The 23,276-nt window shown below is 71.7% G+C and carries 22 protein-coding genes; 8 read left to right on the forward strand and 14 right to left on the reverse strand.

Features of this window, described 5'->3' with window-relative positions:
- Nucleotides 1-28 precede the first annotated feature (28 nt).
- The 3 genes from JMO03_RS08965 to JMO03_RS08975 form a co-directional block, all read right to left on the reverse strand.
- Complete coding sequence (locus JMO03_RS08965; protein WP_202842613.1) at nt 29-1,351, reverse strand: MFS transporter; 1,323 nt, start codon at nt 1,349-1,351, stop codon at nt 29-31.
- A 141-nt stretch (nt 1,352-1,492) separates the two neighbouring features.
- Nucleotides 1,493-2,266: a DUF6090 family protein gene (locus JMO03_RS08970; RefSeq protein ID WP_202842615.1), complete on the reverse strand. Its 774-nt coding sequence runs from the start codon at nt 2,264-2,266 to the stop codon at nt 1,493-1,495.
- A gap of 269 nt (nt 2,267-2,535) precedes the next feature.
- The gene (locus tag JMO03_RS08975; RefSeq protein WP_202842617.1) at nt 2,536-3,273 is read right to left on the reverse strand and encodes a ComF family protein; all 738 of its coding nucleotides are present in this window, start codon (nt 3,271-3,273) and stop codon (nt 2,536-2,538) included.
- 82 nt (nt 3,274-3,355) lie between these two features.
- On the opposite strand from JMO03_RS08975, the gene bioB reads away from it, so the two are divergent.
- The 6 genes from bioB to JMO03_RS09005 all read left to right on the forward strand — a co-directional run bounded on the left by bioB (nt 3,356) and on the right by JMO03_RS09005 (nt 9,326).
- Nucleotides 3,356-4,429 (forward strand): biotin synthase BioB, encoded by a 1,074-nt coding sequence (gene bioB, locus JMO03_RS08980; protein ID WP_238346034.1) that lies wholly within the window; start codon nt 3,356-3,358, stop codon nt 4,427-4,429.
- A gap of 19 nt (nt 4,430-4,448) precedes the next feature.
- Nucleotides 4,449-5,666 carry an 8-amino-7-oxononanoate synthase gene (gene bioF / locus JMO03_RS08985; RefSeq protein WP_425491817.1) on the forward strand — a complete coding sequence of 406 codons (1,218 nt, stop codon included), beginning with the start codon at nt 4,449-4,451 and terminating at the stop codon, nt 5,664-5,666.
- Entirely contained in the window at nt 5,663-6,664 is a 1,002-nt protein-coding gene (locus JMO03_RS08990) for a multidrug resistance efflux transporter family protein (RefSeq protein WP_202842621.1), read from the forward strand. Before bioF ends, JMO03_RS08990 begins: the two co-directional genes overlap by 4 nt.
- An 8-nt stretch (nt 6,665-6,672) precedes the next feature.
- Nucleotides 6,673-7,449, forward strand: a complete 777-nt coding sequence (gene bioH / locus JMO03_RS08995; RefSeq protein ID WP_202842715.1) for a pimeloyl-ACP methyl ester esterase BioH — start codon at nt 6,673-6,675, stop codon at nt 7,447-7,449.
- Nucleotides 7,446-8,390: a malonyl-ACP O-methyltransferase BioC gene (bioC, locus tag JMO03_RS09000; protein ID WP_202842622.1), complete on the forward strand. Its 945-nt coding sequence runs from the start codon at nt 7,446-7,448 to the stop codon at nt 8,388-8,390. Before bioH ends, bioC begins: the two co-directional genes overlap by 4 nt.
- A gap of 339 nt (nt 8,391-8,729) precedes the next feature.
- The gene (locus tag JMO03_RS09005) at nt 8,730-9,326 is read left to right on the forward strand and encodes a hypothetical protein (RefSeq protein ID WP_202842624.1); all 597 of its coding nucleotides are present in this window, start codon (nt 8,730-8,732) and stop codon (nt 9,324-9,326) included.
- Here JMO03_RS09005 and JMO03_RS09010 read toward each other — a convergent pair.
- The 4 genes from JMO03_RS09010 to JMO03_RS09025 form a co-directional block, all read right to left on the reverse strand.
- A complete protein-coding gene (locus JMO03_RS09010) occupies nt 9,323-10,366 on the reverse strand; it encodes a glycoside hydrolase family 16 protein (protein WP_202842625.1) in 1,044 nt (347 codons plus the stop codon). The genes JMO03_RS09005 and JMO03_RS09010 overlap by 4 nt on opposite strands.
- Before the next feature lie 41 nt (nt 10,367-10,407).
- On the reverse strand, nt 10,408-10,845 hold the full coding sequence (locus tag JMO03_RS09015) for a ketosteroid isomerase-related protein (protein WP_202842626.1): 438 nt from the start codon (nt 10,843-10,845) through the stop codon (nt 10,408-10,410).
- Nucleotides 10,846-10,946: 101 nt separating this feature from the next.
- Nucleotides 10,947-11,549, reverse strand: coding sequence for a YdcF family protein (locus JMO03_RS09020; RefSeq protein ID WP_202842627.1), 603 nt, complete (start codon nt 11,547-11,549; stop codon nt 10,947-10,949).
- 11 nt (nt 11,550-11,560) lie between these two features.
- On the reverse strand, nt 11,561-12,526 hold the full coding sequence (locus tag JMO03_RS09025) for a pyridoxal-phosphate dependent enzyme (RefSeq protein ID WP_202842628.1): 966 nt from the start codon (nt 12,524-12,526) through the stop codon (nt 11,561-11,563).
- A 124-nt stretch (nt 12,527-12,650) separates the two neighbouring features.
- Here JMO03_RS09025 and JMO03_RS09030 point away from each other — a divergent pair, with 124 nt between their 5' ends.
- Both JMO03_RS09030 and mnmG read left to right on the forward strand, forming a co-directional pair.
- Entirely contained in the window at nt 12,651-13,340 is a 690-nt protein-coding gene (locus JMO03_RS09030) for a hypothetical protein (protein WP_202842630.1), read from the forward strand.
- Between the two features lie 465 nt (nt 13,341-13,805).
- Nucleotides 13,806-15,743 (forward strand): tRNA uridine-5-carboxymethylaminomethyl(34) synthesis enzyme MnmG, encoded by a 1,938-nt coding sequence (gene mnmG, locus JMO03_RS09035; RefSeq protein WP_202842632.1) that lies wholly within the window; start codon nt 13,806-13,808, stop codon nt 15,741-15,743.
- Between the two features lie 73 nt (nt 15,744-15,816).
- Here mnmG and trxC read toward each other — a convergent pair whose 3' ends face one another.
- Genes trxC through JMO03_RS09070 form a run of 7 tightly spaced genes read right to left on the reverse strand, consistent with a single transcriptional unit; the run spans nt 15,817 to nt 23,236 of the window.
- Nucleotides 15,817-16,257 carry a thioredoxin TrxC gene (gene trxC, locus JMO03_RS09040; protein ID WP_202842634.1) on the reverse strand — a complete coding sequence of 147 codons (441 nt, stop codon included), beginning with the start codon at nt 16,255-16,257 and terminating at the stop codon, nt 15,817-15,819.
- Nucleotides 16,254-16,730: an OsmC family protein gene (locus JMO03_RS09045; RefSeq protein ID WP_202842636.1), complete on the reverse strand. Its 477-nt coding sequence runs from the start codon at nt 16,728-16,730 to the stop codon at nt 16,254-16,256. Before JMO03_RS09045 ends, trxC begins: the two co-directional genes overlap by 4 nt.
- Nucleotides 16,727-17,398, reverse strand: a complete 672-nt coding sequence (locus JMO03_RS09050) for a Tll0287-like domain-containing protein (RefSeq protein WP_202842639.1) — start codon at nt 17,396-17,398, stop codon at nt 16,727-16,729. The genes JMO03_RS09045 and JMO03_RS09050 overlap by 4 nt, the downstream gene beginning before the upstream one ends.
- Entirely contained in the window at nt 17,395-20,643 is a 3,249-nt protein-coding gene (locus JMO03_RS09055; RefSeq protein WP_202842641.1) for an efflux RND transporter permease subunit, read from the reverse strand. The genes JMO03_RS09050 and JMO03_RS09055 overlap by 4 nt, the downstream gene beginning before the upstream one ends.
- 1 nt (nt 20,644) lies before the next feature.
- Nucleotides 20,645-21,724 (reverse strand): efflux RND transporter periplasmic adaptor subunit, encoded by a 1,080-nt coding sequence (locus tag JMO03_RS09060; RefSeq protein ID WP_202842642.1) that lies wholly within the window; start codon nt 21,722-21,724, stop codon nt 20,645-20,647.
- Between the two features lie 10 nt (nt 21,725-21,734).
- Nucleotides 21,735-21,938 (reverse strand): YgaP family membrane protein, encoded by a 204-nt coding sequence (locus JMO03_RS09065; RefSeq protein ID WP_202842643.1) that lies wholly within the window; start codon nt 21,936-21,938, stop codon nt 21,735-21,737.
- Nucleotides 21,939-21,964: 26 nt separating this feature from the next.
- The gene (locus JMO03_RS09070; protein ID WP_202842644.1) at nt 21,965-23,236 is read right to left on the reverse strand and encodes an NAD(P)/FAD-dependent oxidoreductase; all 1,272 of its coding nucleotides are present in this window, start codon (nt 23,234-23,236) and stop codon (nt 21,965-21,967) included.
- Between the last annotated feature and the right edge of the window lie 40 nt (nt 23,237-23,276).

Here is a 23,276-nt window from a genome sequence, read left to right on the forward strand (position 1 = left end):
GAAGCCGGGCGTCGAAGGGCGTGCCGGCTCAGTCCGACTGCGCCATCTGGCGGTCCGCACGCACCAGCAGGATCAGCACCGTGCCGGCCAGCGCGAACGCGGCGCCGAGCGCGATCGCCACTGTCCAGCCGAACGCGCCGGCGACCACGGCCAGCAAAAGCGCATTGACGAAACCCATCAGGTTGGCGCCGGTGTTCAACAGCCCCGTGGTCGCACCGGCGTGGCGGCCGCCGATCGAAGTCGCGGTCGCCCAGTACGGACCTTCGGTGCACTGGTTGAAGAAGAAGCACAGGCCGAGCATGGCCGCGGCGATGCGCGCGTCCGGATGCAGCGCCACGCCGAGCATCAGCGCCGCCGAGGCGAGCAGGCCGACGACGATCGGCCAGCGACAGCCCCAGCGCAGGCCGAGGCGCTGGCACAGCCGGTCGCAGGCCCAGCCGCCCAGGGCCGCGCCGATGCCGGCGGCCAGCCACTGCGCCGAGGTCAGGAAACCGGCGTCCTGCTCGCTGAAGCCGCGCACCTTGACCAGGTAGTAGAAGCCCCAGCTGAAGATCACGTAGAACACGAAGTTCATGCAGGCGTAGCTCAGCGTGACCAGCAGCACGTCGCGATCACCGAGCACGCGCCGCCACGCGGGCCGCGTGCCCGGGGGCGGTCGCGTGGCGTCATCCAGGTCGCCGGCATCGCGGCCTGCGGAGATCAACGCGATCTCGGCCGCGTCGACCGCCCGATGCTGCGCGGGGCGGTCGCGCGCGTACCACCACCACCAGGCCGCAACGGCCAGGCCGGCCGGGGCCAGCAACAGGAACGACCGTCGCCAGCCGTGCGCGGCCATCAGCCACGGCAGCAGCGACGCGGTCAGCGCGAGGCCGATGGTGAGTGCGCTGCTGGTCAGCCCGTTCGGCAACGCCCAGCGACCCACCGGGAACCAGCGTTCGATGCTGACCGCGACCATGGGGAACACCGGCGCATGCGACACGCCGACCAGGAACTGCACCGCCATCAGGCAGGCGAGGATCGGCGCGGTGGATGCCACGGCAGGCGACGGGATCGCGCTGGCCAGCGCGATCAGCACGCCCCACGCGACGGCGATCAATGCGAGCGCCTTGCGCGGCCCGATGCGCCCGCCCCACACGCCGCCGGGGAACTGGAACAGCGCGTAGCCCAGCGGGAAGGCCGACATCACCCAGCCCCACTGGATCTCGGTGAGCCGCAGGTCGGCGATCATCGACGGTGCGGCGATCGACAGGTTGCCGCGCAGCAGGTAGGACACGAAGCTCAGCGCGCCGAGCAGGCCGAGGATGCGCCAGCGCACCAGGGTCGGTCGGGCGTTCCCGGCGACGACGTTCATGCCGGTCGCCTCGTGGAGGGGAAGCTCACGACCCGGCCCCGGGGAATGCCACGGGTGAAGTCATCCTTGCCGCGTGCGCGGCGATGCTTCGAGAGGCCGTGCCTGGGCTGAAGGTGGCGGCGCACGTGGGCAACCCCTCGTTCACGGCGCCTGTCCCACGCGGAGGCGCGCAGCGAGCGCCGCGGCCTCCTTGCGATTGTTCTCCACCAGTTCGATGGAGACGGCCAGGTTGGTGATCCAGAACTTCAGTTCGGCCAGCAGCTGCGGCTGCGCGAGGTAGCCATCGAGCATCGCACGCGCCTCGGCTTCGGACACGGGGGACTCGCAGTCGACCAGGACCTGGTCGATGCCGCCGGTGTTGCGATGGCAGTGCGCCCAGGCATGTGTGGCGATGGCTTGCGGCGTCACGCCGCGGACGAGCCTGCGGTACTCGGGCTCCAGCCTGAGCAGGTAGTTGGCCTGGAAGCCCAGACCGGTGATGTAGTAGTCGGCCAGCGCCGTGGGCAGGGCCGGGTCGCGGATCAGCCCGAGTTCGCCGGCGTTGCGCATCTCCTGGTAGGTGGTGTCGCGCGGCACGTACGGATAGAGCTGGCTGGCCTGGTAGAACGCCAGCACCGTGTCCCATGCCGCGCCATCCACGTGTTCGCCGGTCTCCGCATAGCGGATCGCGGCCTGGCCATGCGCCACCACCTCGCGCCAGAAGGCGAGGTGCTTGTCCATCGCCGCGATATCAACGGCCAGATCGGTGCCGATGCGTGCGAGGAACTGTTCGCCGCGCTGGGCCTCGCGTCGAGTGTCGTTCCAGTTGGCGACCTGGATGCCGATGAACACGCCGACCACGACGATGACCGGGTCGATGCCGATCGCCATCCAGTTCTGCCGCCGCAGCTGTTCGAGAAGGCGGCGGTAGCGCACGGGATCAGCCCGCCGATCGGGCGCGGTGCGGGGCAACGCCCGCGCGCGCGTCGTCGCGCCCCGACGCGTGCACGAAGTGGCGGCGATCGGGCCCCGCAGGGAAGGCTGGCTTCAGTGGTGCTCCCCGGATCAGGGACGTCCATGTCCAACGTGCCGCTGGCGGCGATTCGAACACGCGCTCGCCGACGAAAGCGGCCGGCATCAGATCCGGAGCAACGCGGAACCGCGCCTCGTCCGGCCAGAACGGCCCCGGATGGCGCCCGCCCGGCTCAGGGCACCCGGGCGCAGACCCAGGCATCGACCCGGGCCACGCCGGCGACGCGTAGCGCCCGAGCCGCCGCATGCAGGGTTGCGCCGGTGGTCATCACGTCGTCCACCAGCACCACGTGCTCGGGCAGCGCGATGCCGCGCCGGACCTCGAATGCATCGCGCAGGTTGCGGCGGCGCGAGGCGGCGTCGAGTTCCGACTGCGGCGCGGTGGCGCGGGCGCGGACCAGCGTGCCGTCCAGCAGCGGCAGCCGCAGCGCCCGCGCCAGCGGCCTGGCCAGTTCCAGGGCCTGGTCGTAGCCGCGACGGCGCAGGCGTGCGCGGTGCAGGGGCACCGCCAGCAGCGCTTCGGGGCGGGGGAGCGCGGCGAAGCGTTCGGTCATGGCGTCGGCCAGCAGGCGGCCGGCGGCGAGGTCGCGGTGGAACTTGAAGCGCGGCAACAGCCGGTCCAGCGGCGCCCCGTAGACGAAGGCGGCATGTGCCTGCTGCAGTGGCGGCGGACGGCGTTGGCAGGCGCCGCAGGGCGTGTCGGGCGGGCCGGCGTCGGGCAATGGCACCGCGCAGCGCGGGCAGGCACTGCTGTTCCAAGGCAGTTCCGTCCGGCAGGCATGGCACAGGTCATCGCCCGCCGGCGCCGGTTCGCGGCAGGCCAGGCAGCGCGGCGGGCACAGGCCGATGCCCAGGCGGCGCCACCAGCCGTCAACCGTCGCGGCCTGGATCCGGTTGACAGGTCTGGACATGCTTTCCAGACTGCCCGGCCAGCGCCCGTCCGTCTGTCAGGGAACCCCGATGCCTGCCGTCAGCCCGCTCCGTTCCGTGCCCCTGCCCGATGCCCCCCCGCGCCACGACTGGCGCCAGGACGAGGTCGAGGCGCTGTTCGACCTGCCGTTCCCCGAGTTGCTGTTCCGCGCCGCCGCCGTGCACCGGCGCCATTTCGACCCGACGCAGGTGCAGGTCAGCACCCTGCTGTCGGTCAAGACCGGCGGCTGCCCGGAGGACTGCGGCTACTGCCCGCAGGCGCAGCGCTACCACACCGGGGTCGAGGCGACGAAGCTGATGTCGACCGAAGCGGTGGTCGAGAAGGCGCGCCAGGCGCGCGACGCCGGCGCCTCGCGCTTCTGCATGGGCGCGGCCTGGCGCTCGCCGAAGGATCGCGACATCCCCAAGGTGGCCGCCATGATCCGCGAGGTGAAGGCGCTGGGCCTGGAGACCTGCGCCACCCTGGGCATGCTCAGCGGCGGGCAGGCACGCGCGCTGCGCGAGGCCGGCCTCGACTACTACAACCACAACCTCGACACCGACCCCGGCTTCTACGGCGACGTCATCCGGACCCGCGAATTCCAGGACCGGCTCGACACCCTCGGCCACGTGCGCGACGCCGGCATGAAGACCTGCTGCGGCGGCATCGTCGGCATGGGCGAGACCCGGAGGCAGCGCGCCGGCTTCCTGCGCACCCTGGCCAGCCTGCCGGTGCATCCGGATTCGGTGCCGATCAACCGTCTGGTGCAGGTCGAGGGCACGCCGCTGCACGGCACCGCCGAGCTCGACCCGTTCGAGTTCGTGCGCACGATCGCGGTCGCGCGGCTGCTGATGCCGCGATCGATGGTGCGGCTGTCCGCGGGCCGCGAGACGATGAGCGACGAGCTGCAGGCGCTGTGCTTCGCGGCCGGGGCGAACTCGATCTTCCACGGCGAGAAGCTGCTCACCACCGGCAACCCGGACACCGGCCGCGACCTGGCGCTGTTCGCCCGCCTGGGCCTGCGACCGATGACCGTGACCGTGGACGCAGACGGGCACGACCACGGTGGTACCGTACATGCCGACATCTCGGCCGGATCCGACGCAGGCGGCGTCGACACCCGGCCCGGTGCCTGCGCGGCGGGGGGCCGCGGCTGAGGGGAGCCAAGCCATGCCAGTGGAACGTCCCGACCTGCATGCCCGCGTGGCCGCGCAGCGCGAACAGCGCGCCGCGCAATCCGGCCTGCGCACGCGCCGCGAGGTGTTGCGACGCGACGGCGCGCGCTGCGAGGTGGTCGACGCGCAGGGCGCCACCCGCACCCTGCTGAACTTCTGCAGCAACGACTACCTGGGACTGTCGCAGCATTTCGCCGTGGTCGGCGCGCTGCAGGACGCGGCCTCGCGCGACGGCGCCGGAGGGATCGGTTCGCACCTGGTCTGCGGCCACCATGTCGTGCATGGCGCGCTCGAGCGCGAACTCGCCGACTGGCTGGAAGTGCCGCGCGTGCTGATGCTGGGCAGCGGCTACCTGGGCAACCTCGCGGTGCTGCAGTCGCTGCTGGGCGACGACGACCTGTGCGTGCAGGACCGGCTCAACCACGCCAGCCTGATCGACGCCGCGCGCCTGGCCGGCTGCCGCCTGCGGCGCTATCCGCACGGCGACGTGGAAGGCGCGCTGCGCCAGCTGCGCAGCATGGCCGAGTGCGCGGCGATGGTCGCCACCGACGGCGTGTTCAGCATGGACGGCGACCTCGCGCCGCTGCGCGAACTGGCGATCGCCGCGCGCGTGCAGCAGGCGCTGCTGTATGTCGACGATGCCCACGGCGTCGGCGTGCTCGGGCCGGAAGGTCGCGGCTCGGTCGCGGCGGCTGGGCTGGACGCGGCGGGCGTGCCGTTGCGGCTGGTCACGTTCGGCAAGGCGCTGGGCAGCTATGGCGCGGCGGTGGCGGGCGATGCGGACCTGGTCGAGCACCTGGCCGAAACCGCGCGCCCCTATCTCTACACCACCGCGCTGCCGCCGGCGCAGGCGGCCGCCTCGCTGGCCGCGGTGAAGCTTGCGCGTCGCGAGCACTGGCGACGCGAGCGCCTGCAGGAGCTGGTGCAGCGCTTCCGCGCCCGCGCCGAGGGCCTTGGCCTGCAGCTGATGCCGTCCGACACGCCGATCCAGCCGGTGCTGTGCGGCAGCAACGCGCATGCGCTGGCGATGTCGGCCTCGCTCGAACGCGACGGCTACTGGGTCGCGGCGATCCGTCCACCGACGGTGCCGGAGGGCCAGGCGCGGCTGCGGATCGCCTTCACCGCCGCGCACGAACCGGCGCAGGCCGACGCGCTGGCCGACGCGCTGGCGGTCGCCCGCGACCGCGTTACCGACACCGGGTCCAGTCGGGTCGCATGACCGCTTCGCATGCCCGCGGCCGCGTCGCGCTGGCGGCGGTCGGCCTGGCGCTGCTGTCGGCGCTGTTCTTCACCATGACCTACGTGCTCAACCGCGCCAGCGCCAGCGATGGCGGCCACTGGGCGTGGCTGGCCTGCCTGCGCTACCTGATCACGCTGCCGCTGATGCTGCCGCTGATGCGTTTCCAGGGCGGCATGCGGCCGGTGTTGCGCGCGATCGCCGCGCATCCCTGGGCCTGGCTGCGCTGCGCGGCGATCGGCTTCGTGCTGTTCTACGTGCTGCTGTCGTTCGCCGCGTCGAGCGGGCCATCGTGGCTGGTGGCCGGCTCGTTCCAGTTCACCGTGATCGCGGGGATGCTGTGCGCGCCGCTGCTGTACCGCGATGCGCGCGGACGGATCCCGCGCGCGGGCCTGGCGGTCGCGGCGACGATCCTCGCCGGCGTGCTGCTGATGCAGTTCGGCCACGCCAGCGGCGCGCTCGACCGCGCGGCGTGGATCGCGCTGGGCTGCGTGCTGGTGTCGGCGGTGGCCTATCCGCTCGGCAACCGGCTCTTGCTGTTGCACCTGGAACGCAGCGGCGAATCGCTGGGCGCCACCCAGCGCGTGTTCGGCCTGACCCTGGCCAGCCAGCCGCTGTGGCTGGTGGTCGCGGCGTACGCGGCGTTCACCGCAGGGCCGCCGACCGCGGGGCAGGTGTGGCTGGCGACGGGCGTGGCGCTGTCGGCGGGCGTGATCGCCACGATCCTGTTCTTCCAGGCCACCGGCATGGTCCGCGACCAGCCGCTGGCGCTGGGCGCGGTCGAGGCGATGCAGGGCGCCGAGGTGCTGTTCGCGGTGCTGCTGGGCGTGCTGCTGCTGGGCGAGCCATGGCCGGGCGGCGCCACCCTGCTGGGCGCGGCGATCGTGGTCGCAGGCATCGCCGCGTTCGCCTGGGTGGTGGCGCGCTCTGCAGGCGGCAGCGGTTCGGTCAAGGCATTGCGCACGGACAAGGGCGCATGAGCGGCGAGCTGCACATCCAGACCCGCGGTCGCGGGCCGGACCTGGTGCTGCTGCATGGCTGGGCCATGCATTCGGGCGTGTTCGCCGGGCTGGCCGAACGGCTCGAACCACGCTTCACCCTGCATCTGGTCGACCTCCCCGGGCATGGCCACGGCCGCGACAGCACGCTGCCGCTGGCGCTGGAACCGGTGGTCGAGGCGATCGTCGCGCGGGTACCGCGCGCGCTGTGGGCGGGCTGGTCGCTGGGCGGCCTGTTCGCGCTGCATGCCGCGGCGACGCGCCCCGTTGCCGTGCGCGGCCTGGCGATGCTATGCGCGAGTCCGCGCTTCGTGCGCGGCGACGACTGGCCGCTGGGCATGTCGCCGGAGATCTTCCGCGGCTTCGCACTGGGCCTGCGCAGCGACTGGCGCGCGACGCTCGATCGCTTCATCGCGCTCGAGGCCTTCGGCTCGGACGATGCGCGCCACGAAATGCGCATGCTACGCGAGGAAGTATTCGCGCGCGGGCAGCCGGCCGCGCACGTTCTGGCCGATGGCCTCGGCCTGCTCGAGACCAGCGATCTGCGCGAGGTGCTGCCGACGCTGGCGATGCCCACCCTGTGGCTGGCCGGGCGACGCGACCGGCTGGTCGACCCGCGCGCCATGCGTGCCGCGGCCGGGCAGGTGCCACGCGCGCGGCAGGTGGTGGTGGACCATGCCGGACACGCGCCGTTCCTCACCCACGCCGACGCGGTCGCATCCGCACTCGACGAACTGGCCGCGGCGGTGGAGGCTGACGCGCGATGAAGCGCGAAACGCCACTCTTGTTCGACGCCCGCCAGGTGCGCCGCTCGTTCTCGCGCGCGTCGGCGGGGTACGCGTCGGCCGCAGAGCTGCAGCGCGAGATCGAGGCGCGCCTGCTCGAATCGCTCGACCTGCTGGCCCTGGTGCCGGGGCGCGACGCGCGCTGGTCGCCCGGGCTGGTGCTCGATGTCGGCAGCGGCCCCGGCCATGCGGCGCAGGCGATGCGCGAACGCTGGCCGAAAGCGCGGATCGTCGCGCTCGACCTGTCGCTGCCGATGCTGCGCCAGGTGCAACCGCGCAGCGGCTGGAACCCGTTGCGCGCGCCGGTCGACCGCCTCTGCGCCGACCTGCGCACGCTGCCGCTGGCCGACGCCAGCGTCGACGTGCTGTTCTCCAACCTGTGCCTGCAGTGGATCGACGACCTGCCGGCGGCGTTCGCGGGATTCCGCCGCGTGCTCCGGCCGGGCGGGCTGCTGCTGTGCTCGACCTTCGGCCCGGACACGCTGTGGGAACTGCGCGAGGCGTTCGCGCGCGCCGACGACGAGGCGCCGCACGTCAGCCCGTTCGCCTCGATCGCGCAGTTCGGCGATGCGCTCATGCACGCCGGGTTCCGCGATCCGGTGCTCGACCGCGACCTGCTGATGCGCGGCCACGCCGACCTGCCGGCGCTGATGCGCGAACTGCGCGCGATCGGCGCCACCAATGCGCTGCACGCGCGCCGGCACACGCTCACCGGACGCGCGCGCTTCGCCGCGGCCGCGGCCGCCTACGAGCCGCTGCGCGGCGCCGGCCTGATGGGTGCGCAGGCCGCCTTGCTGCCCGCGAGCTGGGAAGTGATCACCGCGCTGGCCTGGGCACCGGAACCCGGTGCGCCGATCCGCGGCCAGGGCGGCGAGATCGCGAGCTTCCCGGCCGACCGCATCCGCGTCCGCCGCCGCGCCTGACCCCTGCACGGTCCGGCCGCCGCGCCCGCGGACCCGGATGCGGCCTTCGGCCTTATCCGGGCTACGACTTGCCGGCGACCCCCGTAGCCCGGGTAAGCGCAGCGCACCCGGGGCAACGCCCACGCCGCACGGTCCGGCCGCCGCGCCCGCGAACCCGGATGCGGCCTTCGGCCTTATCCGGGCGACGGCCTGCCGGCTCCCCCGTAGCCCGGGTAAGCGCAGCGCACCTGGGGCAATTCCACGCCGCATCGCACGTCACGGCGCGGCCGCGCGGCACGGCCGCGATTCAGATCGCGCCGCATAGACTCGCGGCGCTCCCGTCGCCAGAAGATGCCACCGATGAAACCCCTGATCGCCGCGCTGTGCCTGGCCCTCGTCCCGCTCGCCGGCGCCCATGCGCAGTCCTCGCGCGTCGACCTGTCCGGGATCGATCCGATGCAGGTGATCGCCGGCGCGAACGACGTGCTGCTACGCGCGCCCGACGCCGACGTCGACCGCCTGTTCAAGGCGGTGCATGCCGCTTCGCGCAACGACGCCGAGGCGCGTGGCCTGTGCGCGCTGTTCGAACCCGATGCCGACCGCAGCCTCGTGGGCCTGCAGCGCGCCGCCAACGCGCTGGGCGAGACCAGCCGGATGCGCTTCGTGGAGGCGGTGACCGCGGTCGCGGTGAACGGCCTGCAGGGCCAGCCCCAGGCTTACGACCCCGCGGTGGGCGAGCAGGCGCTCAAGGCCGCCACCGTGACCGGGATGATGCTGCACGACGGCTTCATGCTCGGGCTGTCCAGCAACGGGCGCGACAGCGCCAGCCGCGACGCGCGCTGCACCTCGTTCCGGCAGCTGGTGGACGTGCTCGATGGCTTCAGCATCGGCGAACGCGTGGCGGCGACGCGCTACCTGCTGCGCGAGGGCCTGGACCGTTACGGCAGCGAACTCTAGCGCTCGGTCGAGCGCGCCGGTTGCGTGCGGCCCGGCACGGTCTTGCGCACCGGGGTCCGCGGTGGCGCCTGCGGCACCACGGCCCGTGGCACACCACCCTGCAGCCCCGCGGCCGGCGGCGCCGGATTCGCGCGCGGCGGCGCCAGCGGCTGGCTGCCGCTGCGACGCAGGCGCTGCCCGGGCTGGTAGACGCGCACCCAGTCGACGTACATCCGCTGCGGGAACACGCTGGTCGTATCCGGGCTGCCCGGCCAGTTGCCGCCGACCGCGACGTTGAGCAGCACGAAGAACGGCTGGTCGAACACCCATGGGCCACGCGCCTCGACCTGGGCCCGGGTGACGCCGTAGAACGGCTGTCCGTCGACGAACCAGCGCACGCCTTGGCTGTCCCATTCCATCGCGTACACGTGGTAGCCCGCGTCCGCCCGTTCTCCCAGGTCGTGGGTACCGCTGAACGGCGTGTTGCCAGAATAGCCGGGGCCGTGCAGCGCGCCGTGGGTCAGGTGCGGCTCGAAGCCGACGTGTTCCATGATGTCGATCTCGCCGCTCTGCGGCCAGCCGACGTCGCCGAGGTTGCCGCCCAGCATCCAGAACGCCGGCCAGATGCCCTGGGTCTGCGGCAGCCGGATGCGCGCCTCGACCCGGCCGTGGCGGAACTCGCGCTTGCCGCGCGTGATCATGCGCGTGGAGCTGTACTGGCAGGCGCCGTACCAGCAACTGGCACCGGCAGGCGCACCGCGACGCGCCTCGATCACCAGCACGTTGCTGCCGGCCATCGCGTCGTACTGGATGAAGGCGTTCTGTCCGGCCGTGTAGTACTGCAGTTCGTTGTTGCCCCAGCCGTGGCCGCCGGTCTCGAAGGTCCAGTCGGCGGCGTCGGCGGTATCGAACTCGTCCGACCAGACCAGGGCGCCGGCGGCGACTGCCGCCGGGCGTGACTCGCTGGCGGCGCGCGGCAGCCCGGTCGCCGCGCAGGCCGCGGAGGCGAGGCAGGCCAGCAGCACCAGGCTGTGCAGCCGAGGGGCGGGGACGTCGTGCATGCGTGCGTGCTCCTGTGCGTCGCGACGGCGCTGCATGCGGCTCAGCGCACCTGCGCCAGCCAGTGTTCGAGGTTGTAGTAGTTGCTCACCCGCGCGATGCGGCCGTCTCGGATGTCGAAGAACGCGCCGCCCGGCAGCACGTAGCGCTGGCCACGCGCCGCCGGCGCATCCGGCCCGGCACCCGGGTCGGTGGCGAGGTATTCGCCGTGGACTACGTACTCGGCCGCGGCGCGCGCGCCGTCGACGCTGGCCATCACCACGATCTCGCGCAACTGTTCGCGGTAGCAGCGGTCCATGCGCGCCATGAACGCGGCGAACGCCTCGCGACCGGTCTCGCGCGGACCCTGGTTGAGGTCGTGCGCCACGTCGTCGGTGAGCAGCGCCAGCATGGCCTCGCGATCGCCGCGGTTGAACGCGGCGTAGTAGGCGAGCACCAGTTCGGTGCCGCGGTCGTGGAGGCGGTTGCCGTCGATGCGCATGGCTGGGATTTCCCCTCGGGGCGCGCCGGTCTGCGCGGCCGCCATGATAACGCGCCGTCCGCCTGCCGCTCCCGACATGCCCGCCGGCTGGATGCGCGCCGCTACTGCGGTCGCACGAACAGGTCGCGATGGAAGAAATACACCTCGCGCGCGAGGAACTCCCAGCGGGTGCGGAACGAGCGGAAGCGCGTGATCGGCGTCGGCGAGCCGAGCGCGTCGATGCCCAGGCCGCGGCTCAACCGCAGCGCGCGCGCCATGTGCAGCGGATCGCTGACCACGATCGCGCTGCGCAGGCCGTGTTCGAGCATCAGCCGGCGCGCCTCGAACAGGTTTTGGTAGGTGGTCTGCGAAGTCGATTCGATCAGGATCGCATCGGCGGAAATGCCCTGGCGGATCGCGTGGCGGCGCGCGACCTGCGATTCGGCGAACCGTGCGCCGCCTCCGCCGTAGCCGCCGGTGAAGATCAGCCTGTCGGCGTAGCCGCGGCGGAACAGGTCGAGCCCGTGCTCGATCCGCGCCTCGAACACCGGGGACGGCACCGCGTCGTAGGCGGCGGCACCGAGCACGATGATGGCGTCGGCCTGCGCCACCTGGTCGCGTTCGCCGACCCAGTGGATCCACGCCGCCACGCCGCCCAGCCACAGCGCGCACAGCAGCAGCAGGCGCAGCAGCAGGCGCAGCGGCCGCCAGCCGGTGGAGGGCATGCGCCGACGCCTCACCGGTCCACCCAGGGCAGCCGGTCGGGGTCGACGTTGCCGCCCGACAGGATGATCCCCACCCGGCGCCCGGCGAACCGCCGCGGATGCGCGAGCACTGCCGCCAGCGCGATCGCCGAGGAAGGTTCCACCAGCAGCTTGAAATGCTCCAGCACCAGTCGCATCGCGGCGACGGTGGCGTCGTCGTCGATCGCCAGCACCTGCGCGCCGTGGTCGCGCAGGATGCGGAAGTTCGGCTCGCCCAGGAGGCCGCGCAGGCCGTCGCAGACGGTCTCGGGCACCAGCTCCCTGACCCGTTCGCCGCGCTGCAGCGATTGCAGGGTATCCGCCGCGCCCGCGGGTTCGGCGAGCACCAGCTCCACATGCGGCGCGCACCCGGCCAGCGCGATCGCGGTGCCCGAGGCGAGCCCGCCGCCGCCCACCGGAACCACCACCACGTCGAGGTCCGCCGCCTCGCCCAGCAGCTCCAGGGCGGCCGTGCCCTGGCCCGCGATCACCCGCGGGTGGGTGTAGGGATGCACCAGCAGCGCGCCGCTGGCCTGCTGCACCTGCGCGCACACCGCCTCGCGCGCGGCGATGGTCGCCTCGCAACGGTGCAGGATCGCGCCCTGGGCCGCGATCAATGCCAGTTTCGAACGCACCGCGCCCTCGGGCGCGACCACGTGGCAGGGAATCCCGCGCAGCCGCGCCGCCGTCGCGAGCGCCGCGCCGTGGTTGCCGGAGGAGTGGGTGACCACGCCGCCCGCCGCAGCGTCGTCGTCGAGCGAGAACACCGCGTTGCAGGCGCCGCGGAACTTGAACGCGCCCGCGCGCTGCAGGCATTCGGCCTTGAACGCGAGCCCGCAGCCGGCGAGGGCATCGAGGGCGGCGGCGTGCAGGACCGGGGTGGCGCGCGCGTGGGGGGCGATCCGCGCCGCCGCATCCAGCACGTCGTCGAACTGCGGGAGCGGCGTGTCGGCGGGCATGCCACAGAGACTAGCCGATCGCCGTCGGGCGTGTTCAGGTAGCGGAACGCGGCAACCGGGAGGGTTAAGCACGGATTCAATCCCCCGGGCCGATGCTGCAGCCTCGTAGAACGGGGGATTCGCCATGTTCCGCAAGCTGTTGATCGCCCTGGTGGCTACGGCCGCACTGGCGGGCTGCGCCAGCGATTACTACTACCGGGGCCACGGCGGTGGCGACTACTACTACGGCAGCCCCGCCCCCTCGAGCTATTACGGCGCGCCCTACAGTTCGCTCGGCTACGGCTACGGCGGCTGGTACGGCGGCGTCGGGTATGGGTACGGCTACGGTTACCCGTACCGCTATGGCAGCCGCTACGGATACTCGCCCTACCATGGCTACTACGGCTGGCCGCACTACTACTACCGGCCGCACCGTCCGCGTCCCCCGCACCAGCCCGAGAACCCCGAGCCGCCGCAGACGGTGGAACGCGGGACCGGCGGCAACCTGCCGCCCCGGCGCCGCAGCGTTCCCCAGGCGCAGCCGCAGCAGGCGCAGATGGCGCCGCAACCGATCCGCCGCAATTCCGGCCAGCCGCTGATGCGGGCGCCCTCGCCCGAGCCGGCGGCGCAGCCGCGGGCGATCCAGCGACTGCCCTCGCGCCCCATGGCGCCGGCGGCCGCGCCGCGTGCCGAGCCGCGTGCTGAGCCGCGGGCGATCCAGCAACCGCAGGTCTCGGCCCCGCGGACAGCGCCGGTGCCGCGCAGTGCGCCGCGGATGGAGCGCCTGACGGAACGCCCGGCCTCCCGACAGGCGGTGCCGCGGCAGGAAGATTAGGTCCCGCTCCCCCTTGCACTGGGACCCGGGGACGTTCAAGCTATCCGGGCTGACCGGCTGCGTCGGATTTCGACGTATCAGGTCCGGAAAGACAAAAATAAAGCGTTTCCGCTTGTCGACACCCGGCGGGGGATACCGGATCCCCCCTGTTCCGCTCCCGCCGGGCGTCGGCGCCTCTTGCACCGAGGCGCCCGGCGCCGCCCCGTGGTTCGCGGCGCCCATGCAAAAGAATGGGGCCGGATGTCCCCCGACATCCGGCCCCTTTGCTTCCCCGGGTTGTGCATGGCCAGCCCTGTTCCAATCTCCGGCCGCGCCCCCCTTGACGCTTGCCAGCCCGGGTGCAGGAAGTAAGCTCGCAGGAAGCGTGCCAACCTCCGCCAACCCGTCCGCGGCGCTTGCGCCGCGAATGCCGGACGAAACCAATCCAGGCGCGCCTCGGCTCCCGGCGGCGGCCAGCGGGACACCATGAGCGAACAGTTCCATCGTTACGACGTGATCGTGATCGGCGGCGGCCATGCCGGCACCGAAGCCGCGCTCGCGTCCGCGCGCGCCGGTGCGCGCACGCTGCTGCTCACCCACAGCATCGAGACCGTGGGTGCGATGAGCTGCAATCCGGCGATCGGCGGCATCGGCAAGGGCCACCTGGTCCGCGAGATCGACGCGCTCGGCGGGGTGATGGCGAAGGCGGCCGATGCGGCCGGGATCCAGTGGCGGCGATTGAATGCCTCGAAGGGGCCTGCGGTGCGTGCGACGCGTGCGCAGGCGGACCGCGCGCTGTACCGGGCCTTCATCCGTCGCACGGTCGAATACCAGCCCGGCCTGACCGTGTTCCAGTCGGCGGTGGACGACCTGGTCATCGAGTCCGACGGATGCGGGCGCGACGTGGTGCGCGGCGCGATCACCAACACCGGCCTGCGCTTCGAGGCGCCCGCGGTGGTGCTGACCGCCGGCACCTTCCTTGCCGGCAAGGTGCATATCGGCCAGACGCAGTACCCGGCCGGACGCATGGGCGATCCGCCCGCGACCACGCTGGCTTTGAGGCTGCGCGAGCGGCCGTTCGTGGTCGACAGGCTCAAGACCGGCACGCCGCCGCGCATCGACGGGCGCACCCTCGACTATTCGCGGATGGCCGAGCAGCCCGGCGACGATCCGCGCCCGGTGTTCTCGTTCATGGGCTCGCGCGAAGACCATCCCGCCCAGGTGTCCTGCTGGATCACCCAGACCACCGAACGCACGCACGAGATCATCCGGGCTGCGCTGCATCGCTCGCCGCTGTACTCGGGCCAGATCGAAGGCATCGGGCCGCGCTACTGCCCCAGCATCGAGGACAAGGTGGTGCGGTTCGCCGAGAAGGCCAGCCACCAGATCTTCGTCGAGCCGGAAGGGCTGGACGTGGTCGAGATCTATCCCAACGGGATTTCCACCTCGCTGCCGTTCGACGTGCAGCTCGAACTGGTGCGCTCGATCGCAGGCTTCGAACACGCGCACATCACCCGCGCCGGCTACGCGATCGAGTACGACTTCTTCGATCCGCGCGGGTTGAAGACCTCGCTCGAAACCAAGGCGGTGTCGGGCCTGTTCTTCGCCGGGCAGATCAACGGCACCACCGGCTACGAGGAGGCGGCCGCGCAGGGCCTGCTCGCCGGGGTCAACGCCGCGCGCCACGTGCGCGGGCGCGAGGCGTGGTCGCCGCGGCGCGACCAGGCCTATCTCGGCGTGCTGGTCGACGACCTGATCACCCATGGCACGTCCGAGCCATACCGCATGTTCACCTCGCGCGCCGAGTACCGGCTGCAGTTGCGCGAGGACAACGCCGATCTGCGGCTGACGCCGATCGGCCGCGAGCTCGGACTGGTGGACGACGCGCGCTGGGCGCGCTTCGACGCCAGGCGCGAGGCGATCGCGCGCGAGACGGCGCGCCTGGGCGGACTCTGGGCCTCCCCGGCGAACGCCGCCGGCCGCGAAGCCGTCGCCGTGCTGGGCATCGAGCTCAGCCGCGAGAACAGCGCGATCGACCTGCTGCGCCGTCCGGAGCTCGATTACGCGAAACTCGTCTCGCTGCCCGCGTTCGCGCCGGATGCGCCGGTCGAGGCCGACGTGGCCGAGCAGGTCGAGATCGAAGCCAAGTATGCCGGCTACCTGCAGCGCCAGCGCGACGAGATCGCGCGCGCGCAGCGCAACGAAGGCACTGCGATCCCCGAGGCTTTCGACTACGCGCAGGTGCGCGGGCTGTCGGCGGAAGCGCAGCAGAAGCTCGAGCGCGTGCGCCCGCAGACCGTCGGCCAGGCGCAGCGCATCCCGGGGATGACGCCGGCCGCGGTCTCGCTGTTGCTGGTGCACCTGTCGCGACCGGGGCATGGCGCGAGGCCCGGCGCGGATGCGTCGCGGGCGGCGCTGCGTTGAGCCAGCCCCGCGCCATCCCGCGATAGGCGTCTTCCGTCACGGACGTGGCGAGCGACCGCGTCGTTAGCGCCGGTCACCCGGCGGCATGCGCCCGCGCCCAGCGCACGATTTCGCCGGCCGGCATCGCGCCGGACATCCGAGCCAGTTCGCGGCCGTGCAGGAACAGCGCCAGCGTCGGGATACTGCGGATATCGAAGCGTGCGCCGAGGCCTGGATTCGCCTGGGTGTCCACCTTCCCCAACCGGATCGAAGGTTCGAGCTGCGCGGCGGCGGCTTCGAAATGCGGGGCCATGACCTTGCACGGACCGCACCACGGCGCCCAGAAGTCGACCAGCAGCGGCAGGTCCGAACGCGATGCGTGCAGGTCGAAGCCGGCAGCGTCCAGCGCCAGCGGCTGCGCGTTGAACAACGCCTTGCCGCAGCGGCCGCAGTTCGGCGCGTCGCCCAGGCGTGCGGCGGGCACGCGGTTCAATGCGCTGCAATGCGGACAGGGGACCTGCAACGCAGCGGTCATGGCCGTGGGCCGCCAGACGCGTCATGCACCACCACGCCGTTGCCGTCGGTCACCGTGACCTGCACCTCGATGCCGGCACGCACGCTCTGGGTGACGACGCAGAAATTCTCGAACTGTTCGAGGATGCGCGGCAGCTGCTGGTAGTCCGCGGCGGCATCGGCCAGCTGCAGTTCGACACGCGCGGTCGGGATGCGCCAGCGGCCGCCGGCGTCGCGTTGCGGTGTCGCACTGATCCTCGCTTTCAGCGCGCCGGGCGTGTTCCCGTACTTGCGCAGCGAGAACAGCAGGCTGGCGGCCATGCAGTTGGCCACCGCGGCCAGCAGCATGCGCGAGGGATTGGGTCCGCGGTCGTGGCCCAGCGGCGACGGTTCGTCGGTGAGCAGCGGCGCGAGCGCGGTGTCGTCGAAGACGATGCGGAACGCGTAGTCGCCTTCCTGCTCCAGGGTGACGTGGATCGGGCTGTCGATGCTCATGGATTGCCTCCGGTGGGCGTGGCGATGCGGGTCGGCACTTCGACCCACAGCGCGCCGCGCAGGTCGCCGATGTCGAAGCCGGTGGCGCCATCATCCGGATAACGCAGCGCGATGGCATCGCGGACATCGGGCGCCACGTGCTTGCCGTGGCAGGCCGGGCAGCCCGGCTCGGTGGCGATGCCGCGCATCATGCGCAGCGACACGCCTGCTGGGAGGCCATCGCGCGTCACCGACAGCTGCTCGCCGGCCGCGGCGCCTCCGGCGACCGCCTGCTGGAAGCGTTGCAGCGTCGCGAGTTGCCAGTTGTCGGCGGCCTGCGCCGGGTTGCGGTTGCGGCCGGGCAGGGCGACGCGGCCGAGGTGGAGATCGTGCTCGGCCATCACCGCATCGGCGATGCGCGGCGCGTCGGTGCTGCAGACCCCGATGGCGGCGGTCGGCCCGCCTTCGGCCACGGCGGCCTGCAGCGTGCCGCGCAACTGCGTGCTGAAGGCCGTCGCCGCGGCCTTCGCGCGTTCGAGGTCGGCATCTTCGGACGCCATTGCCGCAAAGGAAGCCGACGCGGCTGCGCCCGGCGCCGCGATCGCGGGCGCGGCTTCCGGTGCCGGCACGCATGCGGACGCGAGCATCGCGAACAGCGCGGCGATGGTGGCGGTGCGTGGGACGGTCATGCGGGAACCTCCGTGCGGCGATGCGAGAGCAGGGTGTAGTACAGCAGCGGGATCACGACGAGGGTCAACACGGTCGACACCAGGATGCCGAAGATCAGCGAGATCGCCAGGCCGTTGAAGATCGGATCGTCGAGGATGAAGAACGCGCCGGCCATCGCCGCCAGCGCGGTCAGCGCGATCGGCTGGGCGCGCACCGCGCAGGCGTCCACCACGGCGCGTTCCAGCGAATGCCCGCGTTCGAGCAGGTGGTTGATGAAATCCACCAGCAGGATCGAGTTGCGCACGATGATGCCGGCCAGCGCGATCATGCCGATCATGCTGGTGGCGGTGAACTGCGCGCCGAGCAGGGCGTGGCCCGGCATCACGCCGATCACGGTCAGCGGGATCGGCGCCATGATCACCAGCGGCACCAGGTAGTTGCGGAAGTAGGCCACCACCAGCAGGTAGATCAGCACCATGCCGGCGGCGTAGGCGATGCCCATGTCGCGGAAGGTTTCGTAGGTGATCTGCCATTCGCCGTCCCACTTGATCGCAAAGCCGCTGGTATCGACCGGCTGGCGGATGAAGAACTGCGACAGCCACTGGCCGTCGATGGCGTGGTCGGACACTTGTCCGACCAGGTCGAACATGCCGTACAGCGGACTGTCGATGCGGCTGCTCTCGTCGCCCATCACATAGACCACCGGCAGCAGGTCCTTGTGGTGGACCGCGCCGTCCCAGCGCGCCTGGCGCACCTGCACCAGTTCCGACAGCGGCACCAGCTGGCCGTCGCCGCCGCGCACGCGCAGCGACAGCACGCCGTCCAGCGACGCCTGTCCGGCGGCCGGCAGGCGCAGGCGGATCGGGCGCGGATACTTCGAGCCTCCGTCGATGAGGTGGCTGGCATCCAGGCCCGACAGGCCGGCGGCGATGGTGTCGGCGATCGCGGACTGCGGCACGCCCAGCCGCGCCGCGCGCGCCCGGTCGATCACCAGCAGCTCGCGCAGTGCGTCCGCTTCCACGCTGGTATCGACGTCGACGATGCCGTCGGTGGCGAGGAAGCGCTGTTCCAGCGCCAGGCCGATCCTGCGCGCCTGCGCATAGTCGGGGCCGTAGACCTCGGCGACGATCGGCGACAGCACCGGCGGTCCCGGCGGCACTTCCACCACCTTGACCGACGCACCGTGGCGACGGCCGACTTCGGCCACCTGTGGCCGCAACGCGACGGCGATGTCGTGGCTCTTGCGGCTGCGGTCGTGGCGATCGACCAGGTTGACCTGCAGGTCGCCGAGGTTCGCCCCGCTGCGCAGGTCGTACTGGCGCACCAGCCCATTGAAGTCGATCGGCGCGGCGGTGCCGGCGTAGCCCTGGTAGTGCCGCACCTCGGGCATGCGGTCGAGCACCGCCGACAGTTCGGCCAGCAGCGCATTGGTGTCCTCCAGCGTGCGCCCTTCGGGCAGGTCGACGACGATCTGCAGCTCCGACTTGTTGTCAAACGGCAGCATCTTGAGCACCACCAGCTGGAACATCGCCAGGCTCGCGGCCAGCGCGACCAGCGCCGCCATCGCCAGGAACAGCAGGTGGCGACGGCGCGCACCGCCCTCGCGGGCGAGGAACGGGCTCATCACGCGTTCGAACAGGCGGTGCAGGCGCGCGGCCATCGTGCCTTCGACATGGCCATGCCCGTCGTCCTGTGTCGCGTGCTGCGCGACGTGGCGCCCGAGCAGTTTCAGCGACAGCCATGGCGTGACCACCAGCGCGATCAGCAGCGACAGCAGCATGCCGACCGAGGCGTTGATCGGGATCGGTCGCATGTACGGCCCCATCAGGCCGGTGACGAAGGCCATCGGCATCAGCGCGGCGATCACGGTGAACGTTGCGAGGATGGTCGGGCCGCCGACTTCGTCCACCGCCGGCGGGATCGCCTCGCGCAGGGTCTTGCCGCCCTGCGCCATGTGCCGATGGATGTTCTCGACCACCACGATGGCGTCGTCGACCAGGATGCCGATCGAGAAGATCAGCGCGAACAGCGACACCCGGTTGAGGGTGAAGCCCATCGCCATCGATGCGAACAACGTCACCGAGAGCGTCAGCACCACCGCGCTGCCGATGACGACGGCTTCGCGCCTGCCGAGCGCGAACAGCACCAGCAACACCACCGAGCCGGTGGCGAACACCAGCTTCTTGATCAGGGTCTGCGCCTTGTCGCTGGCGGTCATGCCGTAGTCGCGGGTGACCTCGACCTGGATGCCATCGGGAACCACCTGCCCGCGCAAGGCCTCGATGCGGCGCAGTGCCGCGGAGGTGATGTCGGCGGCATTGCTGCCGGGCTTCTTGGCGATGGCCAGCGTGACCGCGGGTGCGACCCCGCTGGCCGGGCCGTCGCGTCCGTGCGGCGCGCCGTGCCAGACGTAGCTGGACGACACGTCGGCGCCATCGCGCACGTTGGCCACGTCGACCAGCCGCACCGGCTGCCCGCCGTTCACGCCGAGGACGAGGTTGGCGACGTCGTCGCGGTCGGCGAGGAACTGCCCCGAGGTCACCTGCGCCACTCCGTCGGCACCGACGCGCTCGCCTGCCTGGCGCGCGAGGTTGGCCGCCTGCAATGCGCCGGCGAGGTCGTCGACGGTCAGGCCATGGCTGGCCAGGCGGGCCGCATCCAGCTCCACCATCACCGCGCGGTCCGGCGCGCCGATGGTGAACACGTCGCGGGTGCCGGGGATGCGCTTGAGTTCGGTTTCCAGCGTGTGCGCCACGGCGGCCAGGTCCAGCGCGCTGCGCTGGGGATCGTCGGTCCACAGCGTCAGCGCCATCACCGGCACGTCGTCGATGCCCTTGGGCTTGACGATCGGCTGGCCGACGCCGAGGCCCTGCGGCATCCAGTCCTGGTTGGAGAACACCTTGTCGTACAGCCGCACCAGTGCCGGTTGGCGCTTCACCCCGACCTCGAACTCGACCGTCAATACAGCCATGCCCGGGCGGCTGACCGAATAGGTGTGCTTGACCTGCTCGATCTCGGAGAGTTTCTGCTCCAGCGGGAAGGTCACCATCTGCTCCACCTGGCGCGCGTCGGCACCGGGGAAGGACACGATGACGTTGGCCATGGTCACGTCGATCTGCGGCTCTTCCTCGCGCGGGGTGACCATCACCGCGACCGCGCCCAGCAGCAGGCCCAGCAGCGCCAGCACCGGCGTCAGCGGATTGGCCTGGAAGGTCCGCGCGATGCGTCCGGAGATGCCCAGGCGCGGGCTGCCGTGCGTGGGCATGTCAGTCGTCGCCCTTGCGCGCCGCGACCAGTGCCTGCATCGCGGCGACCGGATCGGCGGCGATGGTCTCGCCCGCCTTCAGGCCGGCGATAACATCGATGACGTCGCCGCTGCGTTCGCCCAGCCGCAGCTGTCGCAGCGACAGTCGGCCTTCGGCCAGCACGTACACCGCATCGACTTCGCCGCGCTGCACCAGCGCCGAGGCCGGCACGCGCGGATGCGCCGCGCCCTTCACGGCGGGAAACGCGACCTTGGCCGTGCGCCCGGGCTGCGGCACCGGATCGAGCTGCGGCAGCTGCACGCGCACTCTCACCGCGTGCGTCGCCGGATCGGCGCTGGGGAACACGGTCACGTCGTCGGCATCGACGCGTCGGCCGTCGTCGAACGTCACCTTCGCCGCAGGCTCGGCGCGGATCGCATCGGCATCCGACTGCGGCACGCTGACCTCGATGCGCAGCGCGCCCGGCGCGAACACCGTCATCAGCGGCTGGCCGATGCCGACACTCTCGCCCGGTTCCACGTCGCGCGAGCCGACGATGCCCGCGTAGGGCGCGCGGATCGTGGTGTAGGCGGTCTGCTGGCCGGCGCTGGTGACCTGCTCGCGCGCGGCGTCGCGCGCGGCGACGGCAGAGTCACGCATCGCGCGCATCTGGTCGAGCTGCGACTTCGACACGTACTGGCCTTGCGACAACTCGAGGTAACGACGGAAGTTGCCCTCGGCCTCGACGGCGCTGGCTTCGGCGGCCCGCAACTGCGCGCGCGCGGCGTCGACCCCGGACTGCTGTTCAACCGCGCTCAGCCGCACCAGCACCTCGTCGGCGGAGACACGGTCGTCGACGTCGCGCAGTACGTCGGTGACCCGGCCGTTGGTCTGCGCCGACAGCGTGGCCTGGCGCACGGCCTCGACCACGCCATCCCAGGCGCGTCCGCTGCCGCTGTCGCCGGCCTGCACGATGACGGTGTCGAGGCCTTCGATCGCCGGCTGCGCGGGCACGGCGTCGTCGCCTCCGCACGCCGCCAGCGTAGCCGCCAGCATCGCGGCCAGCACGACATCGCGGCGCCTGGTCGCGTTCCGGCTCACGACGGGTTCCTCACTTGAATGCGCAGCCGCTGGCCACGCCCAGTTTGCGCAGCACCATCGCCGCCGGGCAGAAGCCGGTGACGCTGGCCTGCAGCATGTTCGCACCGATGAAGACGGTGAACCACAGCCACAGTGGCGAGACGAAGTGGGCGAGCGCGAGGCTGGCGAGGATCATCACGCCGGCGAAGGCGAGGACGGCACGGTCGAGGTTCATGTCATGACTCCTAGTGAGTGGGGTGGTCAGCGCGTGCGCAGGATGCCGAGCAGTTTCAGCACGTATTTCTCGTAGGCCGGTTCGGTGTTGCCGGACTTCATCTTCATCAGGAAGTACTTCTCGAACGCGATCTTGGCCAGGTGGACCCACTTGTCGACCCTGGCCCAGGTGACGTTGCGCGGCGGGATCTGCGGCAGGGCCACGAACGCGACCCCGGTATCGCCCATGTCGGCCAGGCAGATCGCGTTCCACGTCGCCTCAGCGGTGGCCGGCCTGCCCGCCAGCTCGGCCTGGATGTTGTGCGCCACCGCGGTGACCATCGACTCGATCATGAAGCCGGTCTTCGGCGCCCCGGTCGGCACCGGCGTGGCCTCCACCGGCGGGATCGCGACGCAGACGCCGAGCGAATGGATGTTCGGATACGCGGGATTGCGCTGGTGCTTGTCGATCAGCACGAAGCCGCGCGGATTGCACAGCCCTTCGACGTTGCGCACCGCGTCCACCCCGGTGAAGGCGGGCAGCACCATCGAGTACCGGAACGGCAGCGCGTGCGACTTCTTAGGCTGGCCGTCCTCGTCCATCTCGGTCACGTCCATCTCGCCATCGCGCACGCCGGTGATCCTGGCGTTGACGATCCAGCGGATGTGGCGCTGGCGGAACTCCGATTCCATCAACCCCCTGGAGTCGCCGACGCCGCCCAGGCCCATGTGGCCCACATACGGTTCCGGGCTCACGTAGGTGATCGGCACCCTGTCGCGCAGCTTGCGCTTGCGCAGGTCGCGGTCGAGGATCATCGCGAACTCGTAGGCCGGCCCGAAGCAGCTGGCGCCGGCCGCCGCGCCGACCACCACCGGCCCGGGGTCGTCGAGGAAGGCCTTGTAGGCCTCCCATGCGCTGGTGGCGTGCGGCGTGGTGCAGATCGAGTGCGTGAAGCCGCCATGCGGACCCAGCCCCGGAACCTCGTCGAACGCCAGCCGCGGGCCGGTGGCGATGACCAGGTGGTCGTATTCGACATGGCGGCCATCGCGCAGCAATACGCGGTCGTGTTGCGGGTCCACCTTGTCCGCGCCGATCGCTTCGAACGCGATGTCGTGCCGTGCCAGGTATCCCGGCACCTGGATCTGCACGTCGGACGGCTTGCGCCAGCCCACCGCGACCCAGGGGTTCGATGGCGTGAACGAGAACAGGTCGCCTTCGCCGACGACGGTGATCGCCGGGCCCTTGCCCAGCGTGCCGCGCAGTTCGTAGGCGACGCTCATGCCGCCGATGCCTGCGCCCAACACCACGATATGTGCCATGTCGTTCCCTCCCGGGGATCGGTGACTGCTGCGCCGGAAC

It is taken from the genome of Luteimonas saliphila (assembly GCF_016774335.1).
Classification (GTDB): Bacteria; Pseudomonadota; Gammaproteobacteria; order Xanthomonadales; family Xanthomonadaceae; genus Luteimonas; species Luteimonas saliphila.

Bases quoted from the DNA above. Each gene is read 5' to 3' on its own strand.
- JMO03_RS09070 (WP_202842644.1), bottom strand. From the start codon at position 23,236: ATGGCACATATCGTGGTGTTGGGCGCAGGCATCGGCGGCATGAGCGTC.
- mnmG (WP_202842632.1), top strand. From the start codon at position 13,806: ATGAGCGAACAGTTCCATCGTTACGACGTGATCGTGATCGGCGGCGGC.
- JMO03_RS08965 (WP_202842613.1), bottom strand. From the start codon at position 1,351: ATGAACGTCGTCGCCGGGAACGCCCGACCGACCCTGGTGCGCTGGCGC.
- JMO03_RS08975 (WP_202842617.1), bottom strand. From the start codon at position 3,273: ATGTCCAGACCTGTCAACCGGATCCAGGCCGCGACGGTTGACGGCTGG.
- JMO03_RS09025 (WP_202842628.1), bottom strand. From the start codon at position 12,526: ATGCCCGCCGACACGCCGCTCCCGCAGTTCGACGACGTGCTGGATGCG.
- trxC (WP_202842634.1), bottom strand. From the start codon at position 16,257: ATGACCGCTGCGTTGCAGGTCCCCTGTCCGCATTGCAGCGCATTGAAC.
- JMO03_RS09010 (WP_202842625.1), bottom strand. From the start codon at position 10,366: ATGCACGACGTCCCCGCCCCTCGGCTGCACAGCCTGGTGCTGCTGGCC.
- JMO03_RS09005 (WP_202842624.1), top strand. From the start codon at position 8,730: ATGAAACCCCTGATCGCCGCGCTGTGCCTGGCCCTCGTCCCGCTCGCC.
- JMO03_RS09050 (WP_202842639.1), bottom strand. From the start codon at position 17,398: ATGACCGTCCCACGCACCGCCACCATCGCCGCGCTGTTCGCGATGCTC.
- JMO03_RS09030 (WP_202842630.1), top strand. From the start codon at position 12,651: ATGTTCCGCAAGCTGTTGATCGCCCTGGTGGCTACGGCCGCACTGGCG.
- JMO03_RS09015 (WP_202842626.1), bottom strand. From the start codon at position 10,845: ATGCGCATCGACGGCAACCGCCTCCACGACCGCGGCACCGAACTGGTG.
- JMO03_RS09065 (WP_202842643.1), bottom strand. From the start codon at position 21,938: ATGAACCTCGACCGTGCCGTCCTCGCCTTCGCCGGCGTGATGATCCTC.
- bioC (WP_202842622.1), top strand. From the start codon at position 7,446: ATGAAGCGCGAAACGCCACTCTTGTTCGACGCCCGCCAGGTGCGCCGC.
- JMO03_RS08990 (WP_202842621.1), top strand. From the start codon at position 5,663: ATGACCGCTTCGCATGCCCGCGGCCGCGTCGCGCTGGCGGCGGTCGGC.
- JMO03_RS09055 (WP_202842641.1), bottom strand. From the start codon at position 20,643: ATGCCCACGCACGGCAGCCCGCGCCTGGGCATCTCCGGACGCATCGCG.
- JMO03_RS09045 (WP_202842636.1), bottom strand. From the start codon at position 16,730: ATGAGCATCGACAGCCCGATCCACGTCACCCTGGAGCAGGAAGGCGAC.
- JMO03_RS09020 (WP_202842627.1), bottom strand. From the start codon at position 11,549: ATGCCCTCCACCGGCTGGCGGCCGCTGCGCCTGCTGCTGCGCCTGCTG.